The organism is Cohaesibacter intestini (assembly GCF_003324485.1).
GTDB classification, from domain to species: domain Bacteria; phylum Pseudomonadota; class Alphaproteobacteria; order Rhizobiales; family Cohaesibacteraceae; genus Cohaesibacter; species Cohaesibacter intestini.
The window spans coordinates 586,038-605,227 of record NZ_QODK01000001.1 but is presented as its reverse complement, the minus strand read 5'-3'; the positions used below and the strand labels follow the sequence as shown (position 1 = coordinate 605,227).

Below are 19,190 nucleotides of genomic sequence, written 5' to 3'. Positions count from 1 at the left end.
CTATAATTCACTTGGCTCCTGATGGCTGATCTGCTGCGACTATAGCGCAATTCGTCCTGTCTTCAAAAACAAAGACACGCAAAGCAGCCTGCGTCAGGCTGCTTTGCGTTTTTGTGTTTGGCGTCGAAAAGGAAGCCTGTCGCTTACACAAATTGGAAGTCATCGGCCGAGATCAAAGAGTCACTGAAATTGAGCAAGGTTACGGTCGCTCCACCAAAGGTCAATTCTGTGTTGGCTCCCTGTTGAGAGTGGCTAATGTCCGCAAAGGATGTAACCCCGAGACCGCCGATCCGGATATGGTCAATGCCATTTTCAAAATCCGCGATCACGTCGCTCTCACCTGTATTGAGGAAGATGAAGGTGTCGGCCCCATCGCCGCCATAGAAGGTGTCATTGCCACTGTCATCAAGGAAGGAATCATTGCCAGATCCCCCCCGCAGAATATCGTCGCCAAAAGCACCATTGAGGATATTGTTGCCGCTGTTGCCCATAATGGTATTGGCAAGACCGTTGCCGGTGCCGATCAGATTACCGCTGCCCAACAATTGAAGATTTTCAACATATTGGGATTTGTCCCTGAGGGCGATCGAGAGGTAACTATAGACCATGTCAATGCCGGCTCCGGCAACTTCTTCGATTGTGTCACCCGCATCATCGACATAGTAAACATCGTTGCCCACCCCGCCAATCATCCGGTCAGCGCCCGAATTGTCGAGGAAAATGTCATTGCCCGCACCGCCGCGCAAGGTGTCATTGCCTGCGGCACCGTTGAGTACATTGTTGCCGCTATTGCCGGTGATGGAGTTGTCCAGCCCGTTCCCCGTGCCCCTGGTGTTTCCTGTTCCCAGCAGTTGGAGATTTTCCAGATATTGCGAATGGTCCCGCAAGGCAAAGTCGATATAGCTATAGACAAGGTCGGTGCCTCCACCGGCACTTTCTTCGACCCGGTCGCCAGCATCATCGACATAATAGACGTCATTGCCGCCGCCGCCGACCATGCGATCCGCACCGGTATCATCCTTGAAAATGTCATTGCCAAGGCCGCCAAACAGCACATCGTCACCAAAGGCACCATTCAGGATATTGTTGCCGCCGTTGCCCGTGATCGAGTTGGCCAGACCATTGCCCGTGCCCGACAGGTTGCCGGTTCCCAGTAGTTGAAGATTTTCCACATACTGGGATTTGTCGCGCAGGGCCAGGGAGATATAGCTCATCACAAGATCGGTTCCACCGCCGGACACTTCCTCGATCTGGTCTCCCGCATCGTCGACATAATAGACGTCATTGCCACCGCCACCGATCATGCGATCCGCGCCGATATCGTCATTGAAGATATCATTGCCAAGACCACCGATCAGCGTGTCATCGCCAAAGGCTCCATTGAGGACATTGTTGCCCGAATTGCCGGTGATGATGTTATTCTGCCCGTTGCCTGTGCCTCTGAGGTCACCGGGTCCCAATAGATTGAGATACTCGATATATTGCGATTGTTCCCGCAGGGAGTAGGAGACAAAGCTGAACACCCGGTCCAGGCCTTCATTGGGATTCTCGCGCACCATGTCCCCGGCATTTTCGACATAAAAGACATCATTCCCGTCACCACCGACCATCAGGTCAGCACCTTCCCGGCCGCTCAAGACATCGTTGCCAGCCAATCCATGCAGAACATTGCTTCCGGCATCTCCATAAAGAATGTCGTTATAATAGCTGCCATGCGCCCCTTCGATGGAGATCAGTGTGTCGCCTCGTGAGTCACCACCTGCGGCCGTTTGCAGATTGATATCAACGACCACCCGCGAGATGGAGCTTGAGTAGCTGACAACATCCTGACCTGCACCACCATTCAGTGTGTCTGAACCCCAGCCGCCTTCAAGGAGGTCATTGCCGGTGCCGCCTTCGAGAATATCGTCGTCTTTGCCACCATAGAGACTGTCATTGCCGTCGCCACCATAAAGGGCATCCTGCCCGTCGTCGCCCAGCAGGCGATCATTGCCGCCATTGCCCGACAATTTGTCATTGCCGGCTCCCCCCAGCAGCACATCATTGCCGGGTGTGATTGCGGTGTTTTTCAGATCGAGTGACACTTCAACGGAAGTACTCGCAGGATCGGAGGCAATCAGCTTGACGGTGATTTCGTCATTTGCCGTGGTGGAAAGGCCGGTGAGCGAAATGTCATACTGCAAACCAAGGGGCGTCGTGGTGAATTCATTCGGCTGATAGGTCCGCGCCAACGAGCCGTTGACATAGACTTCCATCCGGCTGATTTCGCTGGTCTGGACCGCCGATCCGGACAGGCTCGCAGTCAGTTCGGAAGGGGTAAGCGCAAGCTCGGAAGAATCGTTGTCGATCCCATCGTCGAGAAGATCCAGTTGATCGAGGTTGGCACCGGTACCAAGGCCAATGGCCCGAATTTCGGCATTCAAGCCATTGGGATCAAGCAATTGTGCTGTTTGAGTGGTGGTATTTCCACTGGCTTGACCATCTGACATGAAGTAGACCCGATTGACACCGGGCCCCATATTCGTCAGGGCGTTAATCGCTTCAGTCAGGGCATTGCCAAAATTCGTTCCACCTGAATCGCGTAGGGAGCGGAGTGTCGATGAAACACCACCATTCACGGTGCCGGTATATATGGTGTTCGCGGAAGAGTTGAAGGCGACAATGGAAAGATCCGAGCCGCCAAGACCAGCATCAATGATCGATTGATTGACCGCCTCAAACGCAGAAATCGTGCCATCCAGCAACCTGTTTGCATAGCCGTCACCATTCAGGTCGGCAACGGTTTCGTCACCGGAAAAAGAATTGCCCATTGAACTCGAAATATCGACAACATAGACGATGTTGAAATCAGTGGATTGGATTGGGTTGCGGCTGATGAAGCCGCTGATATCGATCGAACCAGAATCGGAAGAATCCGGCAAGGTAACCGAGAGTGACAGCTTTTGCTGGGTGCTCGGGACGATCGTCGTGTCGCTGCCTGTCTGGGTATCAGACGCATCACCGACGAGAATATCACTGCCATCTCCACCTTGCAGGACATCGTTGCCTTCACCGCCGACCAGAGAGTCATTTCCACCGCCGCCCTGAAGGACATCATTCCCAGTGCCACCAAAGAGCTTGTCACCATGTTCCATCCCGATGAGGATGTCATTGCCTTCATGACCGTTGATGGTATCGGAAAGTTCCGTTCCAACCAGGACATCATCATAAGCCGTGCCATTGATCGGGTCCGCACTGACATTGAGCTCGAACACCGACACACCGCTATCGTTACTGCCTGAATTGATAAGATAGGTGCGACCACCCATTTCAACGACCGAATGGAAGACGGATCCGTCCAATTCCATCGTTGCATCGTCAAACACAGTGTCCTGTTCGCTCAGCGATCCGTCAGCACCGACTTCAAAATAGGAAATGGCGTCATCATCGATACCAGAAACCCCGAGATAGGTTTTCGTGCCAATGGTGAAGGTGGACAAGCCCCATGCTCCACCGAGGCCCAATGCAGCCGTGTCCTGAAGATTGAAGACATTGGTCAAGCTGCCGTCATTGGCAACCTCAAACACGCTGATGCCATCGTCATAATAGCCTGAAACAAAGAGATAGTTTGAGCCTGCGATGGTCGCTGTGACAATATCTCCCGGTCTGGAGAGATTGATGCTGGATGTGTCGAACACGGTTTCAATGTGGGTCAGGGTCCCGTTCGCATTCAGCTTGAAGGCCGTGACCGCAGAGTCATCCAACCCTGTCACATAAAGATAGCTCGTTGTGCCAATGGTGACATTTTCCACGGCGTAAGCACCGTTCAAACCGAAGGCCGTGTTGCTGGAATCGTCGTAACTGGCAGTGTTGGTCAGGGTGCCATCCGTCTCAATGCGAAAAACACTAACCCCATCATCATACGAGCCCGTCGTGATCAGAAATTGTTGACCACCAGCCGTAGCAATGGTCATTGGACCTTCTGTCCCATCCAGTTCATAATTGCTGGCAATTGTCTCGACATGGGTCAATTGACCTGAAGGTTGCACCTGAAACACCGTGATCGCGTCATCATAATCGCCATTCACATAAAGGTAGGTGTTGCCTCCGATCTGTGTCGATATGAGCTGCGATGCGCCATTAAGACCCAGCGTGGAATCATCTGCGAGCGTCTGAATGCTTGTCAGGGCGCCGCCATGTTCCAGCTCAAACACATTCAAGCCGTCATCGGAATTTCCGGTAATATAGACAAAGACGCGGTCACCAATGGTGATCGTCTCCACGCCGTGCGGACGACTGAGTTCAAGGACGTTGTCGTCTGACAAATTGAAACGATTGACGAGTTCTTCGTGGGTCAAGACAGGCATAAATCACCTCAAAAATCTGCAAAACCGAACGCCTCGAAAAATGGGCAAGGCAAAAAAATTAACTTTTAGGCACTGGCTGTCGTTGAAACCAGGAGCCGATGAAATCTGGTCTTCAATGTGACCATCTATAACGTGAATTTAAAATGAATTGTAGTATTTATTGGTACTCGCAAAGATTCCGACAGGCCGGTTTCGCTTTGAATTTGCAAGATATTTCCATCTTGTCGAGTGATTGCGGCAGGGTCTGTCCGAGGGTTTTGCTCCCGATTCCGTCTGCAAAAAATCCAACCATCCCGTTGATTCAGGGGTGCTTTTGTCGTCTGTTTGAAGCGATCGGCTGCATGCGAAAATTTACCTTTTCCGCTCTCAAACCCGCTTGCGTTAACCAATGAATTAATTAAACGAAAAACGCCTCCACCCAGATAGGGTGGAGGCGCTTCGATCACTTGCAAGGCGGTCTGGCACTTCACTTCCGCGCATAAACGTCTTCATAGCGGATGATGTCATCTTCGCCGAAATAGCTGCCGGTTTGCACTTCAATCAGGGTGAGGGGCACCTTGCCGGGATTTTCCATTCGGTGGATTGCCCCAAGGGGAATATAGACGGACTGGTTTTCGGTCAGCAGTTGCACCTTGTCATCAACGGTCACCCGCGCGGTGCCTTCCACGACAATCCAGTGCTCTGAGCGATGGTGGTGGCTTTGCAGGCTCAGCGACTGGCCCGGATTGACCACGATCCGCTTGACCTGAAAACGGCTGCCGATAACGAGGCTTTCATACCAGCCCCAAGGACGGAAGTCCTTTGGCAGGGTTTCCGCTTGCTTGACCGACTGTTCCTTCAGCGCCTGCACGGCGAGCTTGACGTCCTGCGCCCGGTCCTTGTGGGCCACCAGCACGGCATCGGGCATGGCAACCGCGAGTATATTGTCCAGGCCGATGCCGACCAGCTGCTGATCATCGGATGTGGTGCGCAGCAGCGTGTTGTTACAGTCGATAGCGGTTGCGGAGCCGGAGGCGACGACACCCTTGTCATCGGCTTGACTGTCACGCCATACGGCCTGCCAGTCACCCAGATCAGACCAGACCCCGCCAAAAGGCACGACCGTCAGATTGTCAGCCTTTTCCATCACCGCGTAGTCGATCGAAATATCCTCAAGCTTCGCCCATGGCGCTTCGGCAAGGCGTGTGAAGGCGAGATCTAGCTCTGCACCGCCAACCGATGCCTTGGCCAGAGCCAGCGTGTCTGGCGCATAAAGTTCAAAGGCCTTGAGGATCGCGCCGGTCGAGAACAGGAAGATGCCAGCATTCCAGAGATGGCGTTTGCTCGCCAGCAGAGTTTCGGCGGTAGCCTGATCCGGTTTCTCGACAAAGGAGCGCAAGGGTTGCGGTACGGGGGCAAAATCATCGATCGACTCCGACAGCTCCAGCCAGCCATAACCGGTTTCGGCCCGGTCGGGTCGGATACCAAAGGTCACCAATTGTCCGGCACGCGCCGCCTCTTTGGCGGCCTCGACTGTTTGGCGGAAGCGCGTATCATCCGGAATGACGTGATCGGACGGGGCGACGAGCATCAGGGCATCGGGATGCTTCTTGTCGATCGCGAGGGCAGCAGCACAGATCGCCGCTGCGGTGTTGCGCGCCATCGGTTCGATCAGAACCGCCTGTGGCAGGATATTCAGCGCGGACAATTGCTCCAGAATGATGAAACGGAATGCCCCGCCAGCAATCACCGTTGGCGTTTCAAAACCATCGCCTTGCAAGCGTTGTGCGGAGGCCTGAAACAAGCTGCTCTCGCCGGTCAGTTTGACGAATTGTTTGGGATAGGATTTGCGCGAAAGCGGCCAAAGCCGGGTGCCGGAGCCTCCACACAGGAGAACGGGATAGACGGTGTCGGCCATGATCACAAACCCTTCCAAGATCGTTGCATGCCCTGTTTAAACGAAACCTGTCGGGGCCTGTCAATTGGCTTTCTAGTTGCCAATGCGTCAAGGCGTGTTTACGCCCAGTTTCCCCGCTTCAAGACACAATTTCCGCAGAAAAACCGAAGCTATGTGTCTTACAGATGGGGGGGGGGCGACAAGACGATCCGTCGTGGCTGCCCCGATCTGCATTTCCGTTCGATCCGGTGACGGGTGGCTCCTTTGGGTGCCTTATTATAACACAATGACTTGACTGGACTGGACCATGGGCCTGGATCATGCATGCACTGGAGCATGTTATGCGTGTAAAATTAGTTTAGTTCTACTATATAGTGTGGATAACCAAGCGTTTCCCGTATGAATTGGATTTGCCTATTGCCAACATTTCGCTGCAAATAGCGGTCATGGTCAAATGCTCGGACCGCGCGAACGCGCTGTGCAAGCATGAAAGAAGCGCGATCCAATGATCGTTCACCAGTCTGCGGATCGGCAAAAGGAACCTTTGACAGTGCAATTGAAGCAATCCATCAGAAGCATTGCCAGCAGTTTTGCACAGGTTCTGACCCGTAAGACGTCGCCCTATGCCTCTCCATCCCTCGATTTGTGTCTTGATCCCACTGTCGCAGCTGTGCTTGGCGAAGCGCCCGCGCTTGCCCATCCCTTATTGCCGGTAAAAAGCGATCATTATGTCGGTTGGGGCCGGAAATCAGGGGAGCAGGCCGCCCGGATGGCGCGAAGCCGTGGCAAGGGGCTGCTGCGGATGGAGGATGGGTTTTTGCGCTCCTATCATCGCAATGATCCAGCCTTGTCGGTCGTTGTTGATGATCTTGGCATTTATTATGATGCCACCGGTCCCTCACGTCTGGAAGCCCTGATCAAGCAACCTTTGACGGAAGAGCAAAAAACCCGGATTGACAAAGTGCTTGGGCTGTGGCGGCAACATGGTCTGTCAAAATACAATGCGGGTCGGGACTATGCCGGACCATTGCCGGATGACTATGTTCTGGTGGTTGATCAGGTGAAGCATGATGCCTCCATACAATATGGACTGGCCGATGAAAAAAGCTTCCTAGTGATGCTTGATAAAGCCATCAAGGACAATCCCGGCATCCCTGTTCTGGTCAAAATGCATCCAGATATTTATACTCGATCTAAAATGGGGCATTTTGACCTGACGCTTCTGAGCAAAATACCGGGCCTGATGGTGATTGCCGAAAACTGCCTGCCGACCAGATTGATAAGGCAAGCCAGCAAGGTTTATACAGTCACCTCTCAAATGGGATTCGAGGCCCTGATATGGGGTCGGCCAGTGCACTGTATGGGAATGCCATTTTTCGCCGGTTGGGGCCTGACGGAAGATCATCTTCCTCCACCCCCCAGGCGAGTATTGGTTACGTTTGAACAACTTGCATTTGCATCTCTTTTGTCTTATGCGCGTTATGTTAATCCGATTGAAGACGAAGTCTGTAATATCGAAACAGTTATTGAAGTCCTTTTGAATTGTAAGCAAAGCGATGCCTCCGAGGGTGCCTGACTTATTGGTCAGTCAGCCTCCAACCTGACTTGAAAATGAAAAGACAGGGCTGAAATCACAAAGGTTTTTTGCGTAGTGAAACATCAAAATACGAAAATGGTGCAGTTCCATGCCGAAGTCATCGGCCGCGCCTGTCGATTGCCGGGCGCCAAGTCCGTTGCTGACTTTTGGGCTTTGCTTCGGGAAGGGCGCTGCAGCGTCACCGAAATCGGGGACGACCGCTTTTCTGTGTTTCGCTATCTCCATCCGGCGCAGGGTCAGCCCGGCAAAGCCTACACCTTCCGAGCCGGTGTGCTGGATGATGTCTGGGGTTTCGATCCGGCCGTGTTTGCCCTGTCCCCGCGAGAGGCCATGCAAATGGATCCCCAGCAACGCCTGTTGCTGATGCTGGTGTGGGAAGCGCTTGAGGAGGCGGGCTTGCCGCCGTCCGAAGTTGCCGGTCAGAGAATCGGGGTGTTCGTGGGCAACTCCGGTAGCGATCACTCCAACCGTTTCTTTTTTGATCCGGCCTGCTCCGACAGCTTCATGATGACCGGCAACACCATGTCGCTGGTCTCCAACCGCATTTCCTACATTTACGACCTGCATGGGCCGAGCTTCACCGTTGATACAGCCTGTTCCTCCTCGCTGGTGGCGATGGATCTGGCCTTGAAGCGCCTTCAGTCCGGTGAGATTGACACCGCGATTGTCGCGGGTGTCAATCTGCTTTTGTCGCCGTTCCCCTTTGTCGGTTTCTCCGCTGCCTCGATGCTGTCGCCCGAAGGCCTTTGCCGACCGTTTGATGAAAATGCCAATGGCTATGTCCGCGCCGAGGGCGGCGTGGCCTTGGTGCTTCAACGCAGCGACGTCCATGATCCGCAGAAACAAAAGAGCTATGGTCGTATCGTAGCCTCGGGAATCAATTCCGATGGTCGCACCTCCGGCGTTGCGCTGCCATCGATGGATTTTCAGGCAGCCCTTCTCAAAGAGGTCTATCAGGCCGCAGACATCAAGCCGGATCAACTGGCCTTTATCGAAGCTCATGGAACCGGCACGCGTGTGGGCGATCCGGCCGAAGCCTTTGCGCTTGGCAAGGTTTTGGCCAAGCGACGCAAATCTCCGTTGCCGGTTGGCTCGGTCAAATCCAACATCGGCCATCTGGAGCCAGCCTCTGGCATTGCCAGTATCCTCAAGGCCTTGCTGGCGCTCGAACATAATGTCCTGCCAGCCAGTCTGCATATCAAGACACCCAATCCGGACATCCCTTTCGAGGACCTCAATCTCGCGCTCAATCGCGAAGAGGCCATGCTCGAAAAGTCGGACGAACTTCTCTATGCCGGCATCAACAATTTCGGCTTTGGCGGCACCAACGCCCATCTACTGGTCTCGCAAGCTGATCCCAATCAGATCAAGGCCCCGCGCAATGCAGCTCTGGTGGCCAACAGCGGTCGGGAGCCGGGACAAGAGGATGAACAGGCCGCCAACAGCCAGTTGGTCATTCTGTCCGCCAAGACGCAAGACAGCCTGAAAACCCTTGCCAAAGTGTCGGCTGGACGCATCGCACGGGAGGTCCACTCCTCCTTGGCCGACTGGAGCAATGCCTTTGCCTGGCACCGGGAGCGGATGGACGAGCGATTGGTAATTGCTGCCAACAGCAAGCTCGATCTGACCGCCAAGCTCAATGCCTACATCAAGGGGGACCGCAATCCCGCCCTTCTGACGGGCATGGTCACCCAATCGGATCCTGACCCGGTCTTTGTGTTTTCCGGCAACGGCTCCCAGTTTGTTGGTATGGGGCAGGATGCCTATCGCTACAATGAAGCGTTCCGGGTGGCCTTTGACAAAGTCGACCAACTCTTTGCCACGCATGCAGACTGGTCGCTCAAGGACCTGCTGTTTGATGAGGCGCTTGTCGAGCATCTCAAGCTGACATCCATCGCCCAGCCCCTGTTATTTGCCGTGCAAGTGGCCATGACCTGTGCCCTTGAACGCTTGGGCGTGAAACCCGCCGGTGTGCTCGGACATTCCGTCGGGGAGGTTGCCGCTGCCTGGGCTGCCGGAGCCTTGACGTTGCCCGATGCCGTTGAGGTCATTTATCTGCGCTCGCACCATCAGGAGGCCGTGCGCGGCTTTGGCCGTATGGCCGTGATCAAGTTGTCAGAAGCTGAAGTGGGCGTCCATCTGGCAGCGCAGGGCTTTGACGATATCGAGATTTCGGCGATCAACACGCCACATTCCCTGACCTTGTCCGGCCCGGCGGACTCGTTGCAGGCCTTTATGCGCTATGCCCGCAAGGCCCATCTCTCTGGGCTGCTGCTGGATATCGACTATCCGTTCCATTCCCGCCAGATCGACCCCATCAAGGATGGGCTGATCGCGGATTTGAAGGACCTCCAGCCGCAGACGCCACATATTCCCTTCTACTCCTCGGTCACGGGCGCCGTGCTAGAGGGAGCCGACGTGACCGGCGATTATTGGTGGCACAATGTCCGCGAGCCGGTTCGGTTCTGTGAGGCGGTCTCTCTGGCTCTTGCCGCAGGGCACCGTAGCTTTATCGAAATCGGGCCTCGCCCGATTCTCAAAGGCTACATGAACGAAATCACGCGTGAGAAAGGCATCACTGCCACAGCGATCGAAACCTTGACCCAAGCGGGCGTTGGCGAGATCGATCCGGTGCTGGTGGCCGTCGGACGGGCGCTGGCTGCGGGCATTGAAGCGGATCCGATCAAGCTGTTCGGAGACAAAAAGGGCTTGTCCTTCCCGCTGCCAACCTATCCATGGCAGCTCAAACCCTTCAAACTGGAAGCCAGCAGCGAAGCATTCGAAGTCTTCTCTGCATCGATTGACGCCCATCCTCTGCTTGGTCAGCAGTTGCGACCGGGTGATCTGATCTGGGACAGCGAATTGGATACCGCCCTGATCCCCTATCTCGGCGATCACAAGGTGGATGGCAAGGTTATCTTGCCCGGTGCCGCCTTTGCCGAAATGGCACTGGCCGCTGCCCGTCAGGCCTTTGACACCGACAGGGTCGAGTTGCGCGATTTTGACCTGATGAAAGCGCTGCCTCTGTCCGATGACCAGTCGACCTCGGTCCGCACCCGCGTTGATCTGGAAAGCGGCATGGTGGAAGTCCTCAGCCGCAAACGTCTGGTGGACGAGGAGTGGCAACGGCATATCAAGGCGCGTGTTGCGAAAATTCCTGGTGATACCAAGACGGATGTTTCCGACTATGGCTTGAAGGCACCGGAGGCTGCCGCGCCCCTTCCGGCATCCGAAATTGATGCGCTCTATGCCATTTCCCGCGACTTTGGCCTTGATTTCGGCCCAGCCTTTCGTCGTGTGTCTCATTTCCAGCGGTTTGATGACAGTCATATCGATCTCATCCTGACAGAGCGAAAGCCCGATGGGGGTGTGCGCGAAGCCAAGGCGGCATCCTATGGCCTTCATCCTCTTGATCTGGATGGCAGCTTTCAGGCTCTCAATTCTCTTTATGACGAGCTCGATACCGCGACGCAAAAACTGGCTTTCATTCCCGTGCGTTTCGGCTGCCTGCGCCTGATGCGACCCGAAATGCCGGTTCGCTCGGCGCGCATCCATGTGCTCCGGTCCAACAGCCGTGGCATTCAGGCGGATTTTGACCTATTCTCTGATGACGGCACACTGGTTGCCACCCTTCGCGATGCCCGCTTCCGCGCGTCTGCGCTAGTCCAGCGGCAGGATGTCAACCGGCTGACCTATGGCTATCGCACCATCCACAAATCGCTCCCAGCGTCCAATCGCCAGACAGATCCGCTCGATCTGGAAGCGTTGCGCGCCGCTTTGCAGACCTGCGGTCAGCGTGACTGGACCCAGACCGAGGAACGGCACCTGATCCTGCAGGCAGCCAGCCGGCAGGTTGCTTATGATTGCCTCAAGGCACAAATCGGCACGCAAGACCTGCTGACCCCTGACAATCTGCCTGCGCTTCAGCCCGATGCATCCCTGTCAGGGGAAGCGGCCAATGACGACTTGAAGCACCGTCGCAAACACCGAGACAAGCTGTTCTGGTCGCTGGTCACCATCTGTATCGAATCGGACATGGCCGAGCAGAGCGAGGATGGCGTCAAGCTCGCCTCGGCTGTCACTTTGCCCCCGGCGTCGCAAATGCTCGAATTGCTGCTAACGGAAGATCCGGCCTGGTCCAGCGAAGCTATCTTGCTCAATCATGCGCACGCCCGCTTGCAGCGCATTCTGGCCGGGGCAGCCTCGGCCGATGATCTGGTCGAGGACATTCACGACCTCTATACAAGTGATCTGCTCGATCAGCATCTTTCCGCCTCACCCTTGGCACGCGCGCATATTGATCAGGTCGTGGCGGCCTTTGACAGCCTGATCCACGTCTGGCCAGCGGGGCGTCCTTTGCGCGTGCTGGAGCTTGGCATGGCCGGAGGCCAGTTGACCAAGGCCCTTCTGCCGCGCATCGAACAGCGCCAAGGCCAGCTGCTCAGCATTGACAGCAACAAGCTGACCGTTGATCGCCTGCGGATCCAGTGTGCTCAGTCACCCCACTTCCACGCGATGACCCTCGATGCCGCCCTGACGACTCTGCGCGACTTGGGGCAATTCGACGTGATCCTGTCGGCCAATGGCATCCAGATGATGGCCGGCGCAGCGAACATTCTGCCGCACCTGTCCGGGCTTCTGTGTGACGATGGCCTGATGCTGGCAAGCCTTGCGGACGGCTCGGTCTTCCAAGACATCTGTTTCGGCATGGCTTCGCGCTGGTTTGAAGGCTCTCTTGATCCGTCCTATCCGGTTGCCACCCATGGTACGGCTGAAAATTGGCAGGGTTGGATTCGCGAGTCGGGTCTGACAGTAGATCTGCTGCCCTTTGCCGGGGCTGAAGAGGGAATGGGGCTCACCGGTGCTCACTGGTTGCTGGCCTGTGCCCCAGAGATCAAACAAACCTTGCGCCAAGACAGTGCCTCAACACAGGAGCCGAGTGGCGAACGACCACAGGTCATCCTGCTCAGCGATCCCGCCAACAGTGCCGAAGCCACCTTTGTCACCGCGCTGACGGAGAAGCTGGCCACCACAGACCAAGAGCCAACCTTGTTGGCACTGCCCAAGGCAAACAACTCCTCCAATGTCTCCAAGGCATCCAAGGCATCCAAGGCATCCAAGGCATCCAAGGCATCCAAGACATCTAAGACATCTAAGACATCTAAAGCCCCGAAGGCCGCCAAGGCCTCAGAAGCTGCGGCCTTAGAATCTGCAGCCTTAGAAGCTGCGGATTGGGACGCTGCCATGGCGACGATCCGGACACTGAGCGAGACCGGACCTGTTGACCTGATCTTTCTGGCTCGTGCCTTCCCCGAGGGCGACGAACCATTCCCTGCCATGACGCAACGCCTTCATGGGCTCCGCACGGTTTTGTGTGCCATGCCGGAGGCCGCTGTGCGCCTCTGGGTGCTTGCGCCCGATGGCTTTCATGATCAAGAAACTGGGGCGGTTGACCCGGCCCAGAGTGGCATCTGGGCCTTTGCCCGCGTCGCAGGCAATGAATATTCCCATCAGGATATTCGGCTGATTGATCTCAACGGTTCGTTGTCAGTTGCCGATCAGGTGGCGGGTCTCGTTCATCTGCTTGATGAGCCGGGTGATGAACGCGAAGTCCGTCTGGAGAAGGGCGGCCTTTCGCTCCTGCGCATTGCCCGCGGTCTCAAACGACCTGCCCGGTCCGACCTGCCTGCAACCCGACGTCCGTCCGAGGTTGCTGGCTGCAAACTGACCCATCCACGCGCCAGTTCGCTGGAGCACCTGAAGTGGCAGCCGACCGACCGTCAGCCCCCGAAGGCCGGAGAGGTGGAAATCGAGGTGGCCGCATCGGGGCTCAATTTCAGGGATCTGATGTGGGCACAGGGCTTGTTGCCGGAAGAGGCGCTGGAAGATGGCTTTGCCGGTCCGACGCTTGGCTTTGAATGCTCCGGCCGTGTCACGCGGGTTGGTGCCTCCGTGACCCGCCTGAAAGTCGGTGATGCGGTGATGGCTCTGGCTCCGGCCTGTTTCGCCTCTCACGTGACTGTGGCCGAAGTCGCTGCATCGCGACTGCCAGAAGCAATGGATCTGGAGGCTGCAGCCGCCATGCCGGTTGCCTTCCTGACCAGCTATTATGCCCTTCATCATCTGGCCCGTCTGGAAGAGGGGGAGTGGGTGCTGATCCATGGGGCTGCAGGGGCTGTAGGCCTTGCGGCAGTGCAAATCGCCAAATGGCGCGGGGCGCGCATCATCGCCACGGCTGGCAACGATGAGAAGCGTGATTTTCTGACCCTGCTGGGCGTGGATCATGTGCTTGATACCCGGTCTCTGGATTTTGTCGATCAGGTCCGCGCCATCACCCGCAAGGCCGATGGCGTTGGGCGCGAAGGGGTCGATGTGGTGCTCAACTCGCTGTTCGGTGAAGCGATGGAACGCAGCATCGAACTGGTCCGACCTTTTGGCCGTTTTCTTGAGCTTGGCAAGCGCGACTTCTATGGCAACACCAAGATCGGTCTGAGGCCTTTCCGTCGCAACATCAGCTATTTCGGTATCGATGCAGACCAGCTGCTCAATCATCAGCCAGCTTTGTCCAGTCGCCTGTTTGGTGACCTGGAAGCCCTGTTCGAAAGCGGTGAATTCACCCTTTTGCCCTATCGCCTGTTTGACAGTCGGGACATTGTCGATGCTTTCCGCCTGATGCAGCGATCCGGTCATATTGGCAAGATCATCGTCAAGGCCCCAGACCCATCCAGTATGAATGCCGGGTCGGGTCGGTTCGAGATCAATGCCTCAGGCCATCACCTGATTGTTGGTGGTCTTGGGGGCTTTGGTCTGGAGACCGCGGATTGGCTGCTCGATCACGGCGCGCGCTCTATTGTTCTGACCAGCCGGTCTGCGACCCTGTCTGACGAGGCACACCGGCTTATCGCCAAGGCCGAGAGGCTCGGAAGTACGCTGCGCATTGAGGCTTGCGACGCAACCGACGAGACCGCGCTTGCCGCTCTGCTCGATGATTTGCGCCAAAGCGCGCCTCTGCGCGGTGTCATTCATGCCGCCATGGTGCTTGACGATGCCCTGATCGCCAATTTGGATGATCAGCGCATAGCGGCAGTCCTGAAGCCAAAGGTTCAGGGCGGCGCGCATCTTGATCGCCTCACCCGGCAGGATGATCTTGACTATTTCTGGCTCTATTCCTCGGTTTCGGTGCTAATGGGCAATCCGGGCCAGTCTGCCTATGTGGCGGCCAATGCCTATTTGGATGGTCTTGCCCGCAAGCGTCGTCAGGACGGGGTGCCAGCGCTTTCCATTGGTTGGGGTGCGATCACCGACAAGGGCATTCTGGCGCGGGAAGAAAAAACCGCGGAAATTCTGGCCCGTGCCACCGGTGGCATGGAGTTCAGGGCCCGCCGCGCCCTTGATGGGCTGGCCGAGCTGGTGGGCAAATGTGGGGCAGACATGCCTGCCAGTGTGACGCTGGCGCCAATGGACTGGAGCTATGCCAAGGACAATCTTGCCCTCATCAAGCATCCGGCTTATCAGTTGCTGGCGCGTGAAGCCGAACAGTCCATGAGTCGTGACCGGCAGTCGATTGACATCGCAGCTTTGATTGACGGGCTGGACGATGTCGCCGCCCGTGATGCGATCGCCAAGCTGTTGGCCAGCGAAGTGGCCGAGATCTTCCGCATGCCGGTTGAGGAAATCCAGCGCAACCGGTCGCTCAGCGATATCGGTATGGACAGCCTGATGGGCATGGAGCTGCGCTCGGCCGCACAGCAGAAACTCGACATCGAAATCCCCATGGGTGCGATTTCTGATGGCACGACCATTGAGGATATTGCCGCCAGTATTGTCCAGCGTGTTCGCAAAGGTGCCGCAAACGAAGCTGCCAGCATACAGGCCACCTTGTTGCAGCAGCATGTGGGCAAGGGGGTCGATGTCCAAGAAAGCAAGGAAGAACTGGTCGCCTTGCGCAAGGCAACCTGATAATCGGGTTGGTTTAATGAAGGGCCCGTTCGGAGCGCCGGCTCTTTCATGCTAGGCTGGGAAGTGGCTCCCCATTGCCTGAGACAGGCAAGCCAATTTGGGACTGGATGGTTTAATGAGCAAGACTAGGATTGATCGGGACGCCATATTGAATGCGTCCCGCGCAATGGCAACCAGGGCCAAACCGGCGTCGGCCCCTGCGCGTCAGCCCGCCGCCTCGTCCGACCCTGATCGCACCGATTTCAAGCGGCTCGATCTGTATGAGCAAATCCGAACCCAGCGCGAAGCGGGCAAAATGCTCGGTGTGACCGATCCCTATTTCATCGAGCATCAGGGCCGCGCATCGGCAACCACCATGATCGATGGCAGAGAGATCCTGAATTTCGCCTCTTATGACTATCTTGGCCTGAACGGTGTAGCGGAACTTCAGGATGCCGCGATTGAGGCCATTGGCATTTATGGCACTTCGGTGTCTGGCTCGCGCCCGACCTCGGGCGAGCGTCCCTTTCACCGTGCGCTCGAGGCTGATCTGGCCCAACTCTATGACAGTGAAGCCGCTTTGGCCTTTGTCTCCGGACACGCCACCAATGTCTCGACCATCGGCGATCTGCTGGGCAGCTCCGATCTGGTGATTTATGATGGGTTCAGCCACAATTCGGTCGTGACCGGCTGCAAACTGTCCGGGGCGACCCGCAAGACTTTCAAGCACAATGATTTCGATGATCTGGATCGCATCTTGTCAGAGGAGCGTAATCGGCATGACCATGTGCTGATCATCATCGAAGGTCTCTATTCGATGGATGGTGACATGCCGGATCTGGCGCGTGCCATCGAGATCAAGGAGCGCCATGAAGCCTGGTTGATGGTTGATGAAGCCCATTCGCTCGGCACACTCGGTGCCACAGGCAAAGGGCTGTTTGAGCAGCAATCCATCGATCCGCGCAAAGTCGATATCTGGATGGGCACCATGAGCAAGACGCTCAGTGGCTGCGGTGGCTATATCTGCGGTTCTCAGGCGCTGATCGACATCCTGAAATTTTTCGCGTCCGGCTTCATGTATAGCGTTGGGCTGCCTGCGCCACTGGCGGTGGCCGCCAGAACGGGCCTCAATCTGATGCAGCAGGAGCCATGGCGGGTACAAAAGCTGCAATCCAACGGCCGTTATTTCCTCAAGCATGCTGAACAAGCCGGACTTGATACGGGCTTGAGCGCGGGCTTCTGCGTGATTCCGGTGATTGTCGGTGACAGTCTGCGCGCGGTGAAGCTCAGCAACATTTTGCTCGAGCGCGGAGTTTATGCCTTCCCCATCACCTATCCAGCGGTGCCAATGAACGAGGCGCGGCTGCGTTTCTTCATCACTGCCGAGCATAGCGAACAGCAATTGCAAACAGCCATCGATATCACTGCCGAAGAACTGCGCAAGCTTGAGGCGGAGGGCTTCTCCCTGCTTGCGTCACTCGCCGATCACAGCGAGGATGGCTGAGATGGAGATGGGGGGTATTTTGATCACCGGTGCCAGCCGGGGCCTTGGGGCTGCTTTGGCCACACGCTATGCCACTCCGGGACAGCGCCTGATCCTGACCGCGCGTTCCTTGAAGGCTCTGTCCGACATATCCAGGGTCTGCCGCGATCAAGGCGCTCAAATCTCGCCACTGGTGCTGGATCTGGACGATCCGGACAGTGTCGATGCCTTTCATGTCGCGCGACGCCGACTGGACCTTGGAGCAGGGGGACTGTCGCTGGTGATCGCCAATGCCGGTGTTTTTGCCGGGCGCAGCTCTTTTGCAAAGCTGGAGGGGGTGGATGCGCAAGTCCATCAGATCAATGTCAATCTCACAGCCAACATTGCCCTTCTGACACCCATTGCTGAAGAGATGAGAAAGGCAGGCCGCGGCCATATTGCCGTGGTCAGTTCCCTTGCTGCCCGACAGCCCCAGCCCGACAGCCCGGCCTATAGTGCCAGCAAGGCGGGCCTATCCGCTTGGGCCAAAGCCATGGCCGACGACCTTGCCGAAGCAGGGATCCATGTCACTGACATTCAGCCCGGTCATATCGACACAGCTCAGACAGAAGGGCATCAAGGTCTGTTGCCTGGTCTGATGTCAGCGGAAAAAGCCGCCACCATCATTCATCGTGGATTGGCTCAGAAAAAGCGCCAGATTGCTTTTCCACTTTCCATCGCATGGCTGATCTGGCTCACCAATTGGCTGCCTGACCCCTTGCGGCGGCTGGCCTTGAAACCCTATCGCTATCAGGTGCGCTCACCACACGCTGACCTAAAAGCGGAAAGCAAGGACTGATGGCGCTTGATTCCAGTTGGCAGCATCGTCCCGCCGTCATTTACGGTCTCATGCGCTGGAACCGCAAGGCCCTGCGCGGCATGCTCAGCGACCTGCCCGGAGAGCCGATTTTCGCGCGCTCTTTTAACGCCGCCCTGACACTTGCCAGAAAGCACGAAGCCAGCCTGTTTGCCTGGGCAACGCGCCTGAGCGCCAGCCAGCGCCAAGCCTGTCACGACGCAGCCATTCCCCTCATCCTGATCGAAGATGGCTTTATCCGTTCGGTTGGCCTGGGGGCCGCTTTCGTGCCGGCCGCCTCGCTGATCTTTGATGCACAAGGCATCTATTATGACCCGTCCGGCCCGAGCGATCTGGAATGGATGCTCGAACATCAGGAGGTCAGCCCGGCAGAAAAAGCCCGAGGGGCTGAAATACAGCGTCTGCTGGTGGAGGGCGCGGTCAGCAAGTATAATCTTGATGCTGACAGCCAACATGATCTCGATCTGCCAGCGGACCGGGAGGTGATTCTCGTTCCCGGTCAGGTCAGCGATGACGCTTCCATTCTGACCACTCAAAGCCAAAGTCTGGAACTCGTGGCAGGGGCCAATCCGAATCTTCTGCTGCTGGAACGCGTCAGGCGTGACAATCCCGACGCCTTCATTTTGTTCAAACCCCACCCGGATGTGCAATCCGGCCTGCGTAACGGGGCGCTGAGCAAGCAACAACTGTCACACTTGGCTGATCTAGTGGTGTCTGATGGAAATATTCTGTCCCTCATCACGCAAAGCGACCGGGTCGAAACCATTTCATCCCTGACCGGGTTTGAGGCGCTACTGCGCAACAAGCCGGTCGTTGTCCATGGTCTCCCTTTCTATAGCGGTTGGGGGGTGACCGAGGATCACACATCCTGTGCAAGACGAACGCGTAGAAGGGGGCTCGACGAACTGATTTATTTGACTCTCTGCGCCTACCCGCGTTATGTCCTGCCGGGAACCACAGAAGCGTCCAGTTGTGAGGATACGGTCTTGTCGTTGACGAAATTGCAGAAGGGAAAGTCTTGCGATTTTGGCGAGAGTGTGCGACTTTCTGCCGCGAGGGTCATATATAAGATGGGCCTGTGACCACAAGAAAAA

The 19,190-nt window shown here is 56.4% G+C and carries 7 protein-coding genes; 5 read left to right on the top strand and 2 right to left on the bottom strand.

Features of this window, described 5'->3' with window-relative positions:
- Positions 1–143: 143 nt before the first annotated feature.
- Positions 144–4,346 carry a beta strand repeat-containing protein gene (locus DSD30_RS02510; protein WP_114008007.1) on the bottom strand — a complete coding sequence of 1,401 codons (4,203 nt, stop codon included), beginning with the start codon at positions 4,344–4,346 and terminating at the stop codon, positions 144–146.
- Positions 4,347–4,812: 466 nt separating this feature from the next.
- Positions 4,813–6,243 carry a mannose-1-phosphate guanylyltransferase/mannose-6-phosphate isomerase gene (locus DSD30_RS02505; RefSeq protein ID WP_114008587.1) on the bottom strand — a complete coding sequence of 477 codons (1,431 nt, stop codon included), beginning with the start codon at positions 6,241–6,243 and terminating at the stop codon, positions 4,813–4,815.
- 649 nt (positions 6,244–6,892) lie between these two features.
- On the opposite strand from DSD30_RS02505, the gene DSD30_RS02500 reads away from it, so the two are divergent.
- From DSD30_RS02500 to DSD30_RS02480, 5 genes are all read left to right on the top strand, one after another.
- Entirely contained in the window at positions 6,893–7,798 is a 906-nt protein-coding gene (locus tag DSD30_RS02500) for a capsular polysaccharide export protein, LipB/KpsS family (RefSeq protein WP_198662792.1), read from the top strand.
- A 75-nt stretch (positions 7,799–7,873) separates the two neighbouring features.
- Positions 7,874–15,778: a type I polyketide synthase gene (locus tag DSD30_RS02495; RefSeq protein ID WP_157967529.1), complete on the top strand. Its 7,905-nt coding sequence runs from the start codon at positions 7,874–7,876 to the stop codon at positions 15,776–15,778.
- Positions 15,779–15,893: 115 nt separating this feature from the next.
- Positions 15,894–17,261, top strand: a complete 1,368-nt coding sequence (locus tag DSD30_RS02490) for an aminotransferase class I/II-fold pyridoxal phosphate-dependent enzyme (RefSeq protein ID WP_114008004.1) — start codon at positions 15,894–15,896, stop codon at positions 17,259–17,261.
- A 7-nt stretch (positions 17,262–17,268) separates the two neighbouring features.
- Entirely contained in the window at positions 17,269–18,078 is an 810-nt protein-coding gene (locus DSD30_RS02485) for an SDR family NAD(P)-dependent oxidoreductase (RefSeq protein ID WP_157967528.1), read from the top strand.
- Positions 18,078–19,178, top strand: a complete 1,101-nt coding sequence (locus DSD30_RS02480) for a capsular polysaccharide export protein, LipB/KpsS family (RefSeq protein WP_114008002.1) — start codon at positions 18,078–18,080, stop codon at positions 19,176–19,178. Before DSD30_RS02485 ends, DSD30_RS02480 begins: the two co-directional genes overlap by 1 nt.
- Positions 19,179–19,190: the final 12 nt, after the last annotated feature.